Below are 17614 nucleotides of genomic sequence, written 5' to 3'. Positions count from 1 at the left end.
CCGCCGTATGTTCCCCTCACCCTAACCCTCTCCCCGGAGGGGCGAGGGGATTGCTCAGTGCTCGCATTAATTTGTGGGGAACCCTCAGCCCACAGGGAGAGGGAGAACAATTTGTAGGTCGGGTAAGCGCAGCGCCACCCGACACCACCGCTAGCACAACTCCAGCTGCAAATTGTTATCCTTAATCACCTGCAACACGCCCGCCGGCGGCATCTCGTCGGTGTAGACCGCATTCACCATGCTAATGCTGCCCATGTTGACCATCGCATTGCGGCCAAATTTCGAGTGATCCACCACCAGCATCACGTGGCGCGAGTTCTCAATAATCGCGCGCTTGGTGCGCACCTCGTGGTAATCAAACTCCAGCAGCGAGCCGTCGGTGTCGATGCCGCTGATCCCCAGAATGCCGAAGTCGAGGCGGAACTGAGAGATAAAATCGAGCGTCGCTTCGCCGATAATGCCCCCGTCGCGGCTGCGCAGTTCGCCGCCCGCGAGGATGATGCGAAAATCGTCTTTCTGCATCAACGTGTTAGCCACGTTCAGGTTGTTGGTCACCACGCGGAGGTTCTCGTGATTCAGCAGCGCATGGGCGACCGCTTCCGGCGTGGTGCCGATATCAATAAACAGCGTCGCGCCGTTCGGGATCTGGCTCGCCACTTTACGGGCGATACGCTCTTTCTCTGCCGTTTGCGTCGCCTTACGGTCATGCCATGAGGTGTTCACCGAGCTGGACGGCAGCGCCGCGCCGCCGTGATGGCGCAGAATACGGTTCTGATCGGCCAGGTCGTTGAGGTCACGACGGATGGTTTGCGGGCTGACGGCAAACTGCTCCACCAGCTCTTCAGTACTGACGTATCCCTGTTTTTTTACCAGTTCGATAATGGCGTCATGACGTTGTGTTTGTTTCATGAAATATCCCTGGGAATTATGTTCGTTTTCGCGCATGGAGCGTATCGGCCAGCGCCATCGCCAGCCCGACCGCCAGGCCGGTAACGTGCGCACCATTGGCGATAGACATACCAAACAGATCAAACCATCCGGCAATAAGCCATATTAACGCAAAGGTTATTAATCCACGTTGTAAATAGATGCCGCTTTCCGGGTCGCGCTCGCCTCTGAGCCAGGCGTAACCCATCAGGGCGTACACCACGCCGGATAACCCGCCAAACCACGGACCGCTGAATTTATGCTGCACATAGCCGCTTAACAGGGCGCTGATAAGGGTGATCACAATCAGCTTGCCGCTGCCGAGCCGCTTCTCCACTGCTCCGCCGAGATACCACCACCACAGCAGGTTAAAGAGGATATGCATCACCGAGAAGTGCATCAGCGCATGCGTGAAGTAGCGCCAGACGTCAAATTGCAGGGAGGGATCGTACGGCCATGCGAGGGCAATCATCACGCTCTGGTCGCCCACCACGTTCATAATAATGAAGACGATGATGCAGGCTGCCATCAAAAGCAGCGTAAACGGTCCTGCGCGCTCGCGGAGGGTGGCGAGAAACGGAAAACGTTGATAGTGCAGGCCACTGTCGGTCTGGCCGGATTGCCAGCTTGCTGCCAGATAACGCGGGTCGCCCGGGTTTTCCAGGAAACGCGCCAGCTCGGCGTTCACGCGCCCAGCCTGGCTTTCGTCTGCCAGCCAGACATCCGTCTGTGTATGCTGCTGAATAGTCAGGATAATGCCCTGCGTCGCCATATAGTCGACAAACGCCTGGGCGACGCGCGGGTTGCTAAAAGAGGTGATCATCAACATGGGCAGCGGTCGCTTATTTCCACACAAAAGGGGACAGTATAGCGGGATCAGCGCTCAAACGCGTATTCAACTTCTGCCGGGAAATGACGATGCCATGCATCAAAGCCGCCGTCGACGCTGTATACCGCGTCGTAACCCTGCTGGAGCAGATACTGCGCCGCGCCTTTACTGCTGTTGCCGTGATAGCACATCACCATCACCGGCGTGTCGAAGTCGTTATCGCGCATAAACGCGCCCAGCGTGTCGTTGGTGAGATGGAACGCGCCCGGCGTGTGGCCCATCGCAAAGCTCTGCGGATCGCGGATATCCACCAGCACCGCGGTTTTCTGGTGCATCTTCTGATGGGCTTCTTCTACGTTAATACATTCAAACTGATCCATGGTGTTCTCATCTTATATTCAGGTGTGGTGCGGTTTTCCCCTCACCCTACCCTCTCCCGGAGGGAGAGGGAAACGGATCACCCTCTCCCCGTGGGAGAGGGCTGGGGTGAGGGCATCAGACCGCACCATTTTACCCCGTAGTGTACGTCCTGGCGGCGGGTAAACGCCATTATGTTATCCATATCACTCTAAATTGTTTTTTTGATGTTACCAAAAGCGCGTTCCTTTGCTATTATGAGCGATATCGAACATTTTTGAGCTTTAACGAAAGTGCATGAGGGTGTTATGGAAACCAAAGATCTGATTGTGATAGGCGGGGGCATCAACGGTGCCGGTATTGCGGTTGATGCCGCAGGACGCGGTTTATCCGTGCTGATGCTGGAAGCTAACGATCTCGCCTGCGCGACGTCGTCCGCCAGCTCCAAGCTGATCCACGGAGGCCTGCGCTACCTGGAACACTACGAATTCCGACTGGTCAGCGAAGCGCTGGCCGAACGCGAAGTGCTGCTGAAAATGGCTCCGCATCTGGCGATCCCGATGCGCTTCCGCCTGCCTCACCGCCCGCACCTGCGTCCGGCGTGGATGATCCGCATTGGCCTGTTCATGTACGATCATCTGGGTAAACGCACCAGCCTGCCGGGTTCGACCGGTTTGCGTTTTGGCTCAGAATCGGTCCTTAAGCCTGAAATCGTGCGCGGTTTCGAATATTCCGACTGCTGGGTGGACGATGCGCGTCTGGTGCTGGCTAACGCGCAGATGGTCGAGAAGAAAGGCGGCGAGGTGAAAACCCGTACCCGCGCGATCGCCGCGCGCCGCGAAAACGGCCTGTGGATTGTGGAAGCGGAAGACGTGGATACCGGCGAGAAGTTTAGCTGGAAAGCGCGCGGCCTGGTGAACGCCACCGGCCCGTGGGTGAAACAGTTCTTCGATGACGGTATGCACCTGCCTTCTCCGTACGGCATCCGCCTGATCAAGGGCAGCCACATTGTGGTGCCGCGCGTGCATACCCAGAAGCAGGCTTATATCCTGCAAAACGAAGACAAGCGCATCGTGTTTGTGATCCCGTGGATGGACGAGTTCTCCATCATCGGCACCACTGACGTGGAGTACAAGGGCGATCCGAAAAACGTTGAGATTGAAGAGAGCGAAGTCAGCTACCTGCTGAAAGTGTACAACGCACACTTTAAGAAACAGCTGGCGCGCGATGACGTGGTCTGGACCTACTCCGGCGTGCGTCCGCTGTGTGATGACGAGTCTGACTCACCGCAGGCCATCACCCGTGACTATACGCTTGATATTCATGACGTGGACGGTCAGGCGCCGCTGCTGTCGGTGTTTGGCGGTAAGCTCACCACCTACCGTAAATTGGCGGAGCATGCGCTGGAGAAACTGGCGCCGTATTACAAAGGCATCGGCCCGGCGTGGACGAAAGGCGCCGTGCTGCCTGGCGGCGATATCGGCAATAACCGCGACGATTACGCCGCGAAGCTGCGTCGCCGCTTCCCGTTCATTACCGAAGGAATGGCGCGCCACTACGCCCGCACCTACGGCAGCAATACCGAACTGTTCCTCGGCGACGCAAAAGAGATTGCCGATCTGGGCGAGCATTTTGGCCATGAGCTGTACGAAGCGGAACTGCGCTACCTGGTGGAACACGAATGGGTGCGCCGTCTGGACGATGCCATCTGGCGTCGTACTAAAGAAGGGATGTGGCTGAATGCCGAGCAGCAGTCTCGCGTGGCGCAATGGTTGCAACAGCATGCGGGAAAGCGTGAATTGTCACTGGCGTCCTGAGGGTGACAAAAAATGCCCGGTGGCGCTGCGCTTACCGGGCCTACAGGATCGAGTAGGCCGGGTAAGGCGGAGCCGCCACCCGGCTTTGTTTTACAACCTCACCGGATCAATATGCCAGATATTCTCGGCATACTCTTTGATGGTCCTGTCTGACGAGAAGTATCCCATGTTGGCGATGTTATGCATCGCGGCGCTGGTCCACTTCTCCTGCTGACGGTACAGTTCGTCCACCTTATCCTGACAATCCACGTAGCTGCGGTAATCCGCCAGCACCTGATAATGATCGCCAAAGTTAATCAGCGAGTCCACCAGGTCACGATAGCGCCCAGGCTCCTCAGGGTTAAACACCCCGGTGGCGATTTGCGTCAGCACCTGGCGTAACTCTTCATCCTCTTCATAATACTCACGCGGCGAGTAGCCCTGCTTGCGCAGCGCCTCCACCTCTTCCGCCGTATTCCCGAAGATAAAGATATTCTCCGCGCCCACATGCTCCAGCATTTCGACATTTGCGCCGTCCAGCGTGCCGATGGTCAGCGCGCCGTTCAGGGCAAACTTCATGTTGCTGGTGCCGGATGCTTCCGTCCCCGCCGTGGAAATCTGCTCAGAGAGATCCGCCGCCGGAATAATCAGCTGCGCCAGGCTTACGCTGTAGTTCGGGATAAACACCACTTTCAGCTTGTCGCCAATGTCCGGATCCTGGTTCACTACCTTCGCCACATCGTTGATAAGATGAATGATGTGCTTCGCCATGTAGTACGCGGAGGCCGCCTTACCGGCAAAGATTTTCACGCGCGGCACCCACTCCGCTGTCGGGTCAGCCTTAATGCGGTTGTAGTGAGTGATGACGTGCAGGACGTTCATCAGCTGACGCTTGTACTCGTGGATACGTTTGATCTGCACGTCGAACAGCGCTTTCGGGTTCGCCACCACGTTGAGATGCATCGCCAGCCAGACTGACAGCCGTTTCTTGTTCAGCAGCTTGGCTTCCCGTACGGCTTTGTTCACCGTCGGAAAATCAATGTGTTGCTCAAGCTCGCTCAGCTGGCTCAAATCGGTGCGCCAGGTGCGGCCGATATTTTCGTCCAGCACGTCAGACAGCGGCTGGTTCGCCAGCGCCAGCCAGCGGCGCGGGGTGACGCCGTTGGTCACGTTGCAGAAACGCGTCGGAAAGATCTTCGCAAAGTCTGCAAACAGCGACTGCACCATCAGGTTCGAATGCAGCTCTGAAACCCCGTTAACCTTATGGCTGATCACCACCGCCAGCCAGGCCATGCGTACGCGGCGACCATTGGATTCATCAATGATCGAGGCGCGGCTCAGCAGGCCGGTATCGTTCGGGTACTGCTCCTGCAAGGTCTTGAGGAAGTAGTCGTTGATCTCGAAGATGATTTGCAGGTGGCGCGGCAGAATTTTGCCGAGCATATCCACAGGCCACGTCTCCAGCGCTTCACTCATCAGCGTATGGTTGGTGTACGAGAACACCTGGCAGGTCACTTCAAACGCGTCATCCCAGCTGAACTTATGCTCGTCAATCAGCAGGCGCATCAGCTCAGGGATCGACAACACCGGATGGGTATCGTTGAGGTGAATCGCCGTTTTCTCCGCCAGATTCGCATAGGTTTTGTGCAGCTGATAGTGACGGCTAAGGATATCCTGAATCGTTGCCGAGACGAGGAAATACTCCTGACGCAGACGCAGCTCGCGGCCCGAGTAGGTCGAGTCATCCGGATACAGGACGCGGGACACGTTCTCAGAGTGGTTTTTATCTTCCACCGCCGCGAAGTAGTCACCCTGATTGAATTTACCGAGGTTGATCTCGCTACTGGCCTGCGCGTTCCACAGGCGCAGCGTGTTGGTCGCATCGGTGTCGTAGCCGGGGATAATCTGGTCATAGGCCACGGCGAGGATCTCTTCGGTTTCCACCCAGCGGGATTTTTTCCCTTCCTGCTGAATACGCCCGCCAAAACGCACCTTGTAGCGCGTGTTGTGGCGCTTGAACTCCCACGGGTTACCGTACTCCAGCCAGTAGTCCGGCGACTCTTTCTGACGCCCATCAACGATGTTCTGCTTGAACATGCCGTAGTCGTAGCGAATACCGTACCCGCGTCCCGGCAGCGCCAGCGTCGCCAGTGAATCGAGGAAGCAGGCGGCAAGACGCCCGAGACCACCGTTACCCAGCCCCGGGTCGTTCTCTTCGTCAATCAGCTCTTCTAAGTCCAGCCCCATCTCTTCCAGTGCGTTTTTGACGTCGTCATAAATCCCGAGCGATAACAGCGCATTGGAGAGGGTGCGACCAATCAAAAACTCCATCGACAGGTAATACACCTGTCGCGTCTCCTGCGAGAGCTGGGCGCGGTTGGAGCGCAGCCAGCGTTCGACCATACGGTCACGCACCGCAAACAGCGTGGCGTTCAGCCACTCATGTTTGTTGGCAATAACGGGATCTTTCCCAATGGTAAACATCAGCTTATAGGCGATGGAGTGTTTCAACGCCTCAACGCTGAGCGTGGGGGAAGAGTAGCTAAATGGAGCATTCATATCAGTAACTTCGCCTCGTTACATCAAGCGTTGATAAAGGTCGCGGTAGGACTGCGCCGCAACGTGCCAGCCAAAGTCCATGGACATCGCCTGACGTTGTACGTAACGCCACAGGGATGGACGGGACCACAAGACGAAAGCACGCCGGATCGCCCGAAGTAGCGACCAGGCATTACTGTCCTCGAAAACAAACCCGCTGGCGATACCATCCGCCAGGTTTTCCAGGGAGCTGTCAGACACCGTATCCGCCAGCCCGCCCGTGCGGCGTACCAGCGGCAGCGTGCCGTATTTCAGACCATAGAGCTGCGTCAGGCCGCAGGGCTCGAAACGGCTCGGCACCAGAATCACGTCTGCGCCGCCCATGATGCGGTGCGAGAACGCTTCGTGATAGCCAATCTGCACGCCCACCTGCCCCGGATGTTCCGCCGCGGCCGCGAGGAAACCTTCCTGCAATACCGGGTCGCCCGCGCCGAGCAGCGCAAGCTGCCCACCCTGCTCCAGTAATCCCGGCAGCGCTTCCAGCACCAGATCCAGCCCTTTCTGGCTGGTCAGGCGGCTGACCACCGCAAACAGCGGTACCTTGTCGTTGACCTTCAGCCCCATCGCAATCTGTAGCTGACGCTTGTTTTCCGCTTTGTCCTCCACGGAGTCGCGACCATAGCGCGCTGCCAGCAGGAGGTCCGTTTCCGGATTCCAGATCTGTTCATCCACGCCGTTCAGAATTCCCGACAGACGACCTTCACGGTGGCGCTGTTGCAGTAGCCCTTCCATACCGTAACCGAACTCCGGCTGGGTAATTTCCCGCGCGTAGGTTGGGCTGACCGCCGTGATGTGGTCGGCGTAGTACAGACCGGCCTTCAGGAACGAAATCTGTCCGTTAAACTCCAGTCCGTGCATGTTAAAGAACGACCATGGCAGATCGATGTCATTCATATGATGCGCGTAATACATGCCCTGATACGCCAGGTTGTGCACCGTAAACACCGATTTCGCCGGATGCCCTTTCGCCGCCAGATACGCAGGAGCCAGCCCCGCATGCCAGTCGTGCGCGTGCACCACGTCCGGACGCCAGAACGGATCCAGCCCGACGGCCATCTCCGCCCCCACCCAGCCGAGCAGGGCAAAGCGCAGCACGTTATCGGTATAGGCGTACAGGTTGGTATCGTGATACGGGCTGCCGGGTCGGTCGTATAAATGCGGCGCATCGATCAGGTAAATCCCTACGCCATTGTAATGTCCAAACAGCAGGGTGATACGTCCCGCGAAGGTCTCGCGGCGGGTAACAACCTTCGCATCGGGAATACCACGCCGGATATCCGGAAAAGCGGGTAACAACACGCGGGTATCCACCCCTCCGGCAATTTGCGCCGCCGGTAATGCACCAAGAACATCCGCCAGTCCGCCCGTTTTTAACAACGGGAACATCTCAGAACATACGTGTAAAACCTGCATCATCGCTCCTGTTTGATTTGCAGCTTCCGCAACATTTCCCGTGTTACTAACACGATCCCCTCTTCCGATCGGTAGAAACGACGTGCATCTTCTTCCGCGTTTTCCCCAATCACCATCCCTTCGGGAATGACGCAGGCACGGTCGATAACGCAGCGACGCAGACGACATGAGCGCCCTACCCAGACATCCGGCAGCAGGACTGCCGAATCGATATTACAGAATGAGTTTATACGCACGCGCGGGAACAGCACGGACTGCACCACCACCGAACCGGAGATAATGCACCCGCCAGAGACCAGCGAGTTCAGCGTCATACCGTGGCTGCCGGAGCGATCCTGGACGAACTTCGCCGGCGGCAGCGATTCCATATGGGTGCGAATCGGCCAGTTCTGGTCGTACATATCCAGTTCAGGCGTCACAGATGCCAAATCGAGGTTGGCTTTCCAGTACGCTTCCAGCGTGCCGACGTCGCGCCAGTAAGGTTCCGCATTCGGATCGGACTGCACGCAGGACAACGGGAAAGGATGTGCATACGCCATGCCAGCTTTGGTAATTTTCGGGATGATGTCTTTACCGAAGTCGTGGCTGGAGTTTTCGTCTTTGTCGTCTTCTTCCAGCAGCTCATAAAGATAATCGGCATCAAAGACATAGATCCCCATGCTGGCGAGCGATTTGGTGTCGTCTCCCGGCATGGTTGGCGGATTCGCCGGTTTTTCGACAAAGTCGATAATCTTGTCGTCGCCATCTACATGCATCACGCCAAACGCGGTTGCTTCTGCAACAGGCACCGGCAGACACGCCACGGTGCAGCGCGCACCTTTTTCGACGTGGTCGATCAGCATGTGGGAGTAATCTTGCTTGTAGATGTGGTCCCCGGCGAGGATAACGATGTATTCCGCGTTGTAGCGGCGAATGATGTCGAGGTTCTGGGTCACGGCATCCGCCGTGCCGCGGTACCAGTTCTCCCCGTGAACGCGCTGCTGCGCCGGGAGCAGATCGACAAACTCGTTCATCTCTTCGCTGAAGAATGACCAGCCGCGCTGAATGTGCTGCACCAGCGTGTGCGACTGATACTGGGTAATGACGCCAATACGGCGAATGCCTGAGTTCAGGCAGTTGGAGAGTGCAAAATCGATAATACGGAACTTACCACCAAAGTGAACGGCCGGTTTGGCGCGCTTGATGGTCAAATCTTTCAGACGGGTACCACGCCCGCCCGCGAGGATCAGGGCAACTGTTTTTAATGGTAGCTGGCGCGCCAACATTAACGGATCGTTCTTCTCTAATCTAACCATGACTAACTCCTTTTTTATCATCTTTGGAATACGCACACTCCGTGCGCAGGCCCGTGCCAGACAGCCATAACAACCGGATTATCCGCTCCGGCAAAGGGAGGAATGGCTCGCCATTCCCCGTCAGGTAAAACAATCTCTGCGACGTCATCCGTCGCGTTCAGCGTCACCAGCCACGCATCCGAAAGCAGGATTTGCAGACAGGGTATGCCGTGTTGCCACTCTTGCGCGCTTAACGGTTGCGCGTCTTTATTCAGCCAGCGAACGTTGCCGTCGCCCTCTTCCCACCAGCAGTCGGCGGTGAGCGCGGGGATGTGCTGGCGAAGATGGATCAGCGCCGCGGTGAAATGGGTCAACCCGCTGTTCGCTTCTTCCCAGTTGAGCCAGGTCAGGGTGTTGTCCTGGCAATAGGCGTTGTTGTTGCCGTGCTGGCTGTGACCGTGCTCATCGCCCGCCAGCAGCATCGGCGTGCCCTGCGACAACAAAAGCGTCGTCAGCAGCGCATGAACGCTGGCGCGTCGCCGCTCGATCACATCCAGACTTCCGCCTAACCCTTCTATACCATGGTTAAAGCTATGGTTGTTGTTAGTCCCATCGCGATTCTCTTCGCCGTTTGCCTCATTGTGTTTCTGATTGAAACAAACGCAGTCGCGCAGCGTAAAACCGTCGTGCGCCGTCACCAGATTAATGGTGGCCGACGGACGTTTGCCGTCACGCTTAAAGAGATCGCTGGAGCCGGCAAAGCGACCGGCAAACTCCCCCAGCGACAGATCGCGCGTCAGCCAGAAGCGGCGGACGGCATCGCGGAAGTGGTCGTTCCACTCGGCAAACAGCGGCGGGAAGTTCCCCACCTGATAGCCGCCCTCGCCGATGTCCCAGGGCTCCGCAATCAGCTTCACCTTTGAAAGCACCGGACAGTTTTTGATGGCCTCAAACAGCGGCGCCTGCTGGCTGAACGCCGGGGTGCGCCCCATTACCGGCGCCAGGTCGAAACGAAAACCGTCCACGTGGAACGTCTCAACCCAGTATTTCAGGCACTCGTACGCGTAATGCGTAACGGCCGGATGACTGAGGTTGAGGGTGTTACCGCACCCGGTCCAGTTCTCGTAATCGCCGTCGTCCCTGATCCAATAATAGCTACGGTTATCGATTCCGCGCTGTGAGAGCGTCGGGCCATCAAGATCGCTTTCTGCACTGTGGTTCAACACCACGTCCAGAATGACCTCGATACCCGCCGCGTGAAGCGCCTTCACCGCATCGCGAAACTCATCCCGCGCCTTCTCCGGATGCACCGCGTAGCGCGGGTCGAGGGCGAACATCGCCAGCGGGTTGTAGCCCCAGTAGTTGCTTAACCCAAGACGCTGCAGCCGCGGCTCGCTGGCAAAATGCGCCACGGGCAACAGCTCCAGGGCGGTGATCCCTAAGTGCTTCAGGTACGCGACCATCGTCGGATGCCCAAGCGCTTTGTAGGTACCGCGCATATCTTTGGGGATTGACGGATGCAGATACGTCAGCCCTTTGACGTGGGCTTCATAAATAACGGTGTTGCCCCACGGCGTGCGCGGCGGGGCATCGTCTTCCCAGTCGTAGAGATCGTGTACCACCACGCTTTTGGGCGCGACGGGTGCGCTGTCGCGGTGGTCTGGTTCGCCGTAGCCAACGTGGAACAGCGGGTCGTCTTTAAACTCGCCGTCCACGCGGTGCGCACATGGGTCAATCAGCAGCTTCGCCGGGTTAAACCAGTGCCCCTGAGAGGGCTCCCAGGGGCCGTGAACGCGAAAACCGTAGTGCACCCCCGGCCGTCCTCCGGGCAGGTAGCCATGCCAGGTATCCCCCGTGCGCGCCGGTAAATCGTAACGGTGCTCGTTACCTTCCCCGTCAAACACACAGAGTTCCACCCGCTCAGCGTGGGCAGAAAAGAGCGTGAAGTTCACCCCCTTTCCGTCAAAACTCGCCCCGAGCGGTTCGGGTTTACCTGCCGAGAGCTGCGTCATTCTCCCTCCCGCACCAGCCAGATTGTGCTCAGCGGCGGCAGCGTCAGGCCAAGGGAGTTCGGACGACCGTGGCTTTCGATGGCGTCGCTCTGTACCAGGCCACCGTTACCGGCGTTGCTGCCGTGGTAGTGCATGGAGTCGGTGTTAAGGATTTCGCGCCATTTGCCCGGCTGGTTTATGCCGAAGCGGTAGTGTTCGCGCGGTATCGGCGTGAAGTTGCTGGCAACAATGATCTCGTTACCGGCTTTATCACGTCGTACAAAGACAAACACCGAGCGCTCGTGGTCGTCCACCACCAGCCACTCAAAGCCGTACGGATCGAAGTCCAGCTCGTGCAGCGCTTTGTGGTGGCGATAGGTCAGGTTCAGGTCGCGAACCAGACGCTGCACGCCGTGGTGCCAGTTGTCCGCGCCTTCCAGCAGATGCCAGTCAAGGCTGGTGTCGTGGTTCCATTCGCGCCCTTGCGCAAATTCGTTGCCCATAAACAGCAGCTTTTTGCCCGGGAAGGCGAACATCCAGCCGTAATAGGCGCGCAGGTTGGCAAACTTCTGCCACGCGTCCCCCGGCATGCGGTCGAGAACGGATTTCTTGCCGTGTACCACTTCATCGTGCGACAGCGGCAGCATGAAGTTTTCGGTGTAGTTGTAGAGCACCCCGAAGGTGAGCTTATCGTGGTGATACTGACGATAAACCGGGTCAAGCTTCATGTAGTCGAGCGTGTCGTGCATCCAGCCGAGGTTCCACTTGTACCAGAAGCCCAGGCCGCCCATTGCCGGTGGACGGGAAACGCCCGGGAAGTCTGTTGACTCTTCAGCCATGGTCACGGCGCCTTCCACCTGCTCGCCGATAATGCGGTTGGTGTTGCGCAGAAACTCAATCGCTTCGAGGTTTTCACGCCCGCCATACTCGTTTGGGATCCACTCACCCTCTTTGCGGCTGTAGTCGCGGTAGATCATCGACGCCACCGCATCGACGCGCAGGGCATCAATGCCGAAACGTTCGATCCAGTACAGCGCGTTTCCGACCAGGTAGTTTGACACTTCACGGCGACCGTAGTTGTAGATCAGCGTGTTCCAGTCCTGGTGATAGCCTTCGCGCGGATCGCTGTGCTCGTACAGCTTCGTACCGTCAAACTCTGCCAACGCAAAATCATCCGACGGGAAGTGGCCCGGCACCCAGTCGAGGATCACGTTCAGTCCGGCGGCGTGCGCGGCATCAATGAAATAGCGGAAGTCATCGCGCGTGCCGAAGCGGCGCGTAGGCGCATATAGCCCGGTCGGCTGATAGCCCCAGCTACCGTCGAACGGGTGTTCGTTGATTGGCAGCAGCTCCAGATGGGTAAAGCCCATCCATTTGGCGTACGGCACCAGCTGGTCCGCCAGCTCGCGATAGCTCAGCCAGAAGTTGTTATCGGTGTGGCGACGCCAGGAGCCGAGATGCACTTCATAGACGGAGATCGGCGCATCAAAGCGGTTGGCCTGCTTGCGCTCCTCGCTCTGGACAACCTTCTCCGGCAGGCCGCAAATCAGCGAGGCGGTATTCGGGCGCAGTTCGGCCTCAAAGGCGTACGGGTCGGATTTAATACGCAGCTTGCCGTTGGCATCGATCATCTCGAATTTGTAGAGCTGACCGTTGTGCGCGCCGGGGATAAACAGCTCCCAGATGCCGGTTTCCCGGCGCAGGCGCATGGGGTGACGACGACCGTCCCAGTAGTTGAACTGCCCGACGACGGAGACGCGCTGGGCGTTTGGCGCCCATACGGCAAAGCGCGTGCCGGTGATACCGTCCATGGTATCCGCATGGGCACCCAGCGTTTCGTAGGGGCGTAAATGGGTCCCTTCGGACAGCAGCCAGGCGTCCATCTCTTTTAAGAGCGGGCCGAAGCTATAGGGATCATCAATCAGGTTTTGCTGACCGTGCCAGATAACGGCAAGCTGATAACGAAAAGGATTTTTACGGCGGGGCATGACGCCCGAGAAGAAGCCACGCGAGTCGAGGCATTCCAGATTACCCACCTTGCGGCCGGTTTTGGGTTCGATAACCCACACTTCTGTTGCATCCGGTAACAGCGCCCGAACTTCCAGTCCGGCCTCTGTACGGTGCATCCCTAGCACAGAAAAGGGGTCGGCAAAGTGACCCGCAATAAGCGCATTAATCACGTCTCTCGAAATACGATCGGACATGGTATTCATCCTGTTTTTTTATGTCGCCCTTTTTACGCGCTCCGGGACGACTTTTAATGTGACCTAAACGGTGCAGTTAATCCTCTCTGCTCCGCCCTACCCTCAGGTGAGAAATAAATCTTCCTTAAAGCATAGCCAACGTCGTGGGCCCTCCTGATAAAAAATAAGACATCTGCGTTTTACTCCATGTAGTACGCAAAAAAAGGGGGTGACATTCACCCCCGGTGTTTAACAAATTATTACGCCAGCTGGCGCAGCATGCGGCGCAGCGGCTCGGCGGCACCCCAAAGAAGCTGGTCGCCAACGGTGAACGCGGAGAGGTACTCCGGTCCCATGTTCAGCTTGCGCAGGCGGCCAACCGGGGTGGTCAGCGTGCCGGTAACGGCTGCCGGGGTCAGTTCGCGCATGGTGATATCGCGATCGTTTGGCACCACTTTCGCCCACGGGTTGTGCGCGGCCAGCAGCTCTTCCACGGTCGGAATAGACACATCTTTTTTCAGTTTAATGGTGAAAGCCTGGCTGTGGCAGCGCAGCGCGCCGATACGCACGCACAGACCGTCAACCGGAATGGTGTTCGCGGTGGCGAGGATTTTGTTGGTCTCAGCCTGGCCCTTCCACTCTTCGCGGGTCTGGCCGTTATCCAGCTGTTTGTCGATCCACGGGATCAGGCCGCCGGCCAGCGGTACGCCAAAGTTATCCACCGGCAATTCGCCACTGCGGGTGAGCTGAGTGACTTTACGCTCGATATCGAGGATCGCGGACGCCGGGTTTGCCAGTTCGGTCGCGACGCTCTGGTGCAGCTGGCCCATCTGGGTCAGCAGCTCGCGCATATGACGCGCGCCGCCGCCGGACGCCGCCTGGTAGGTCGCTACGGAGACCCACTCCACCAGATCCTGTGCGAACAGGCCGCCGAGGGACATCAGCATCAGGCTGACGGTGCAGTTACCGCCAACAAACGTTTTCACGCCGTTGTTCAGGCCGTCGGTAATGACATCCTGGTTAACCGGGTCGAGAATGATGATGGCATCGTCTTTCATACGCAGCGAAGAGGCCGCGTCAATCCAGTAGCCCTGCCAGCCGCTTTCACGCAGCTTCGGATAAATTTCGTTGGTATAATCGCCGCCCTGGCAGGTCACAATAATGTCGAGTGCCTTCAGCGCTTCCAGATCGTAAGCATCCTGCAACGTGCCTGTGGTACCACCAAAGGACGGTGCAGCCTGGCCGAGCTGGGAAGTGGAGAAGAAGACCGGGCGGATGGCGTCGAAATCGCGCTCTTCAACCATGCGTTGCATGAGTACAGAGCCGACCATACCGCGCCAGCCGATAAAACCAACGTTTTTCATAGCATTTTTTTCCTGCAAGGGGTGTGTGCTGATTGTGCAAGCCAGTATTGAACTGGGATATGCTTCACATTACAAAATGCTGCCAAAGTCGCAAGCGAAATTAATCGATGATTGCCCGGCAATCAGAAAAAGTGCTAATCATCGCAATGACCACAATAAGTATCAGGGATAATTTAAGATGAGTGAAATCATTTCCGCAGCGGTTTTATTGATCCTGATTATGGATCCGCTCGGTAATCTGCCGATCTTCATGTCGGTGCTGAAGCACACCGAGCCGAAGCGCCGTCGGGCGATCATGATCCGCGAGCTGCTCATCGCCCTGCTGGTGATGTTTATCTTCCTGTTCGCCGGTGAAAAAATCCTCGCTTTCCTGAACTTACGTGCCGAAACGGTCTCCATTTCCGGCGGGATCATTTTGTTCCTGATTGCCATAAAGATGATTTTCCCGAGCGCGGAAGGCAGCAGCAGCGGCCTGCCTGCGGGTGAAGAACCGTTTATCGTGCCGCTGGCGATTCCGCTGGTCGCCGGGCCAACGATTCTGGCAACGCTGATGCTGTTGTCGCATCAGTATCCGAATCAGATGAGCCATCTGGTCATTGCCCTGCTGATCGCCTGGGGCGGGACATTTATTATCCTGTTGCAGTCGTCGCTTTTCCTGCGCCTGCTGGGTGAGAAAGGGGTGAACGCCCTTGAGCGCCTGATGGGGCTGATTCTGGTGATGATGGCGACGCAGATGTTCCTGGATGGGATCCGGGCATGGATGAAAGGGTGAAGATGTAAAAAAGCCGGGTGGCGCTTACGCTTACCCGGCCTACGGGACCTGATTTTTTTGTAGGTCGGGTAAGCGTAAGCGCCACCCGACACACATACGGTCACTGAGATCTGGTGCCTCAATAATTCAAAATATTCATTCGTTTTGCGAGCCGCCTTCCAGAGCCTCTCTTGCCACCCCGCCCCCAACGCAGTATCTTCTTGCCGCGCCTGCTAAATCAGGCGTCAGGATTAGCCTCCTGAACTACCTCATCAGCGACACGAGTGTTATCGTGTCGTGCGCTTAGCTACACTTCAATGGTGGGCCAGGCGGGGGCGTCGCAAGACGCGCCGGTAGCTGATGAGGCCGGTAAGGCTAACCCTGTCTGGTTCCACCACCCGTGAGATTAGCCTCTCCAGTGGTGGATACACATTACTCATCAGAGGCGGTCATATGACTACTACCCCTAACTTTTCCCACGCTTTATTCACTACCCCGTTCGATCACACTACCGATTTCACCGAACTGGCAGACAACTGCGCGCAGTTTGTTGACGTGCTGGTTGAATGTGACGATCCAACCCAGAAGATGGCGCTGTGCGGACGGCTCTCAGCCTGCCTCGCCCTGCTCCAGCCAACGCTGCTTGAACCTGTTCCGGAATATTTAAAAGCCAGCCTGACGGTGGATGACCTGCCGCTGGACGTGCCGGTCTTTGAACCGGAGATCGATCAACTGGGGAGATACTGCCAGCTGCTAACGCAAATGCTGTTGGCTCGAACGCTCTCGGCGAGCGATGAAAGAGTCGCAGGAGATTTGTTGCAGGATTTAGTGGGGTTTTACAGTGAGACGCTGAAAGCGCCGCGCTGGTTGCGCACTCCTTTAGGTACGGTAGGCATTTGAAGCTTAAACTGGCTTTAACAGCAAAAAAACAACCCCGGGATCATTTTTATGATTCCGGGGTCGGTATCCTTTCGCTTTATATCGAAGAACTGGCACCACGACAAGGTGGGAGAAGAACTTTCAATTAGCTACGCTAGAAAGTATATCGGGCCATCTTTTGTATAGCAAGCAATACAAGGATATCCGATGGATGTACAACGTACATCCATCGGATATCCTTTTAACAAAAGCCAAATATGTCCATGAAAGCATTCAAAATGTAGAGATTAATCATCTGAAGATTTAGAATCTTATGCATTAAATTCAACAGATCAGAACTTCCATGCCTGAGTCCTATGATTACTCGGAACCAACCCGCTTACTTAGCCGTATTCGATTAAGTAGCTATACCACTTCGATGGCAACTCAAACTGATGCCCAGCTTTTAGGGGCATATTGTTGGAATCTTGCCATCGTCGGGGCATTTTATCCTCTTATTCAACTTGTTGAAGTAGCACTACGCAATGCGCTTCATCATGTAGCATCCTCCAAGTATCAAGGTGCTAACAACGAACATTGGTTTGGGATTGTTCCATGCAGGCAAGCTAATGATGAAAATGGCCAACCGATAACCGCAGAACAAGTGCGTAAGTTCCATGACTGCATAAAAAATGCAAAGAAGAGTGCTAAGCGCACGCTTGAAAGCAAAGGAATTGCGAGCCCCATACCAACCGTAGATCAGGTCATTTCTCAATGCGATTTTGCGACCTGGGAATATCTCCTTGATAAGCATTTTTATGATGGTTCAGATAAAAATTTTCTTTGGCCACATGAGCTTACAAAAGTCTTTCGCAAACTTCCCAGAGTAGAGGAAACTAAAAACGCTATGTTTCATCAACGAGATGCGCTTCGTCGTCGCATTGAGGAAGTACGTTCGTTCAGAAACAGAATCTCTCACAATGAACCTGCGTGGATGACTGAAGGCGTGCAAAACAAGCAGGACATAATCGATCGCTTGATCGAGAAACTTGACCATATCATGGAGTTACTTTTCTGGATTTCACCAAAATTCAGGAAGTACGTCATGGATGTCGGTATCGAATCACGTGTCCGTCAGTTGATCTGTATGCGCGAGTTGAATCGATACTGTAGTGGTTTACTGAATTTGGCCACCTGAACAGAGGTGATATGCTCATCTCAGAACATTACAGGTGCCTCAATGAAAAAAAGAAATTTCAGCGCAGAGTTTAAA

13 protein-coding genes are annotated in these 17614 nt (G+C 56.3%); 4 read left to right on the top strand and 9 right to left on the bottom strand.

Annotated elements, in window-relative coordinates; translation table 11 throughout:
• Nucleotides 1–150: 150 nt before the first annotated feature.
• The 3 genes from ACOTZP_RS23410 to glpE are packed head-to-tail and all read right to left on the bottom strand — an operon-like array spanning nucleotide 151 to nucleotide 2136.
• Complete coding sequence (locus tag ACOTZP_RS23410) at nucleotides 151–909, bottom strand: DeoR/GlpR family transcriptional regulator (RefSeq protein WP_022649641.1); 759 nt, start codon at nucleotides 907–909, stop codon at nucleotides 151–153.
• A gap of 16 nt (nucleotides 910–925) precedes the next feature.
• Nucleotides 926–1756 carry a rhomboid family intramembrane serine protease GlpG gene (gene glpG, locus ACOTZP_RS23405; RefSeq protein WP_271074832.1) on the bottom strand — a complete coding sequence of 277 codons (831 nt, stop codon included), beginning with the start codon at nucleotides 1754–1756 and terminating at the stop codon, nucleotides 926–928.
• Nucleotides 1757–1803: 47 nt separating this feature from the next.
• Nucleotides 1804–2136 (bottom strand): thiosulfate sulfurtransferase GlpE, encoded by a 333-nt coding sequence (gene glpE, locus ACOTZP_RS23400; protein WP_022649643.1) that lies wholly within the window; start codon nucleotides 2134–2136, stop codon nucleotides 1804–1806.
• A 285-nt stretch (nucleotides 2137–2421) separates the two neighbouring features.
• Here glpE and glpD point away from each other — a divergent pair, with 285 nt between their 5' ends.
• On the top strand, nucleotides 2422–3930 hold the full coding sequence (gene glpD / locus ACOTZP_RS23395) for a glycerol-3-phosphate dehydrogenase (RefSeq protein WP_022649644.1): 1509 nt from the start codon (nucleotides 2422–2424) through the stop codon (nucleotides 3928–3930).
• Between the two features lie 90 nt (nucleotides 3931–4020).
• Here glpD and glgP read toward each other — a convergent pair whose 3' ends face one another.
• The 6 genes from glgP to asd form a co-directional block, all read right to left on the bottom strand.
• Nucleotides 4021–6468, bottom strand: coding sequence for a glycogen phosphorylase (glgP, locus tag ACOTZP_RS23390; protein ID WP_023307123.1), 2448 nt, complete (start codon nucleotides 6466–6468; stop codon nucleotides 4021–4023).
• Nucleotides 6469–6486: 18 nt separating this feature from the next.
• Entirely contained in the window at nucleotides 6487–7920 is a 1434-nt protein-coding gene (gene glgA, locus ACOTZP_RS23385; RefSeq protein ID WP_048966825.1) for a glycogen synthase GlgA, read from the bottom strand.
• Nucleotides 7920–9215 carry a glucose-1-phosphate adenylyltransferase gene (gene glgC, locus ACOTZP_RS23380; protein ID WP_003861582.1) on the bottom strand — a complete coding sequence of 432 codons (1296 nt, stop codon included), beginning with the start codon at nucleotides 9213–9215 and terminating at the stop codon, nucleotides 7920–7922. Before glgC ends, glgA begins: the two co-directional genes overlap by 1 nt.
• Nucleotides 9216–9232: 17 nt before the next feature.
• The gene (gene glgX, locus ACOTZP_RS23375) at nucleotides 9233–11206 is read right to left on the bottom strand and encodes a glycogen debranching protein GlgX (protein WP_063842138.1); all 1974 of its coding nucleotides are present in this window, start codon (nucleotides 11204–11206) and stop codon (nucleotides 9233–9235) included.
• Nucleotides 11203–13389 (bottom strand): 1,4-alpha-glucan branching enzyme, encoded by a 2187-nt coding sequence (gene glgB, locus ACOTZP_RS23370; protein WP_063842137.1) that lies wholly within the window; start codon nucleotides 13387–13389, stop codon nucleotides 11203–11205. The genes glgX and glgB overlap by 4 nt, the downstream gene beginning before the upstream one ends.
• A gap of 239 nt (nucleotides 13390–13628) precedes the next feature.
• On the bottom strand, nucleotides 13629–14732 hold the full coding sequence (gene asd / locus ACOTZP_RS23365; protein ID WP_022649649.1) for an aspartate-semialdehyde dehydrogenase: 1104 nt from the start codon (nucleotides 14730–14732) through the stop codon (nucleotides 13629–13631).
• Nucleotides 14733–14910: 178 nt separating this feature from the next.
• On the opposite strand from asd, the gene yhgN reads away from it, so the two are divergent.
• The 3 genes from yhgN to ACOTZP_RS23350 all read left to right on the top strand — a co-directional run bounded on the left by yhgN (nucleotide 14911) and on the right by ACOTZP_RS23350 (nucleotide 17539).
• Complete coding sequence (gene yhgN / locus ACOTZP_RS23360) at nucleotides 14911–15504, top strand: NAAT family transporter YhgN (protein WP_003861574.1); 594 nt, start codon at nucleotides 14911–14913, stop codon at nucleotides 15502–15504.
• Nucleotides 15505–15936: 432 nt separating this feature from the next.
• Nucleotides 15937–16383: a hypothetical protein gene (locus ACOTZP_RS23355; protein ID WP_045308769.1), complete on the top strand. Its 447-nt coding sequence runs from the start codon at nucleotides 15937–15939 to the stop codon at nucleotides 16381–16383.
• Nucleotides 16384–16780: 397 nt separating this feature from the next.
• The gene (locus tag ACOTZP_RS23350) at nucleotides 16781–17539 is read left to right on the top strand and encodes a hypothetical protein (protein ID WP_421633793.1); all 759 of its coding nucleotides are present in this window, start codon (nucleotides 16781–16783) and stop codon (nucleotides 17537–17539) included.
• Nucleotides 17540–17614 lie beyond the last annotated feature (75 nt).

Origin of the sequence: Enterobacter cloacae complex sp. SYL001 (assembly GCF_049237025.1) — a bacterium.
Classification (GTDB): Bacteria; Pseudomonadota; Gammaproteobacteria; order Enterobacterales; family Enterobacteriaceae; genus Enterobacter; species Enterobacter intestinihominis.
Note: the sequence above shows the minus strand (reverse complement) of the source record. Positions and strands in the feature narration are given on the sequence as shown.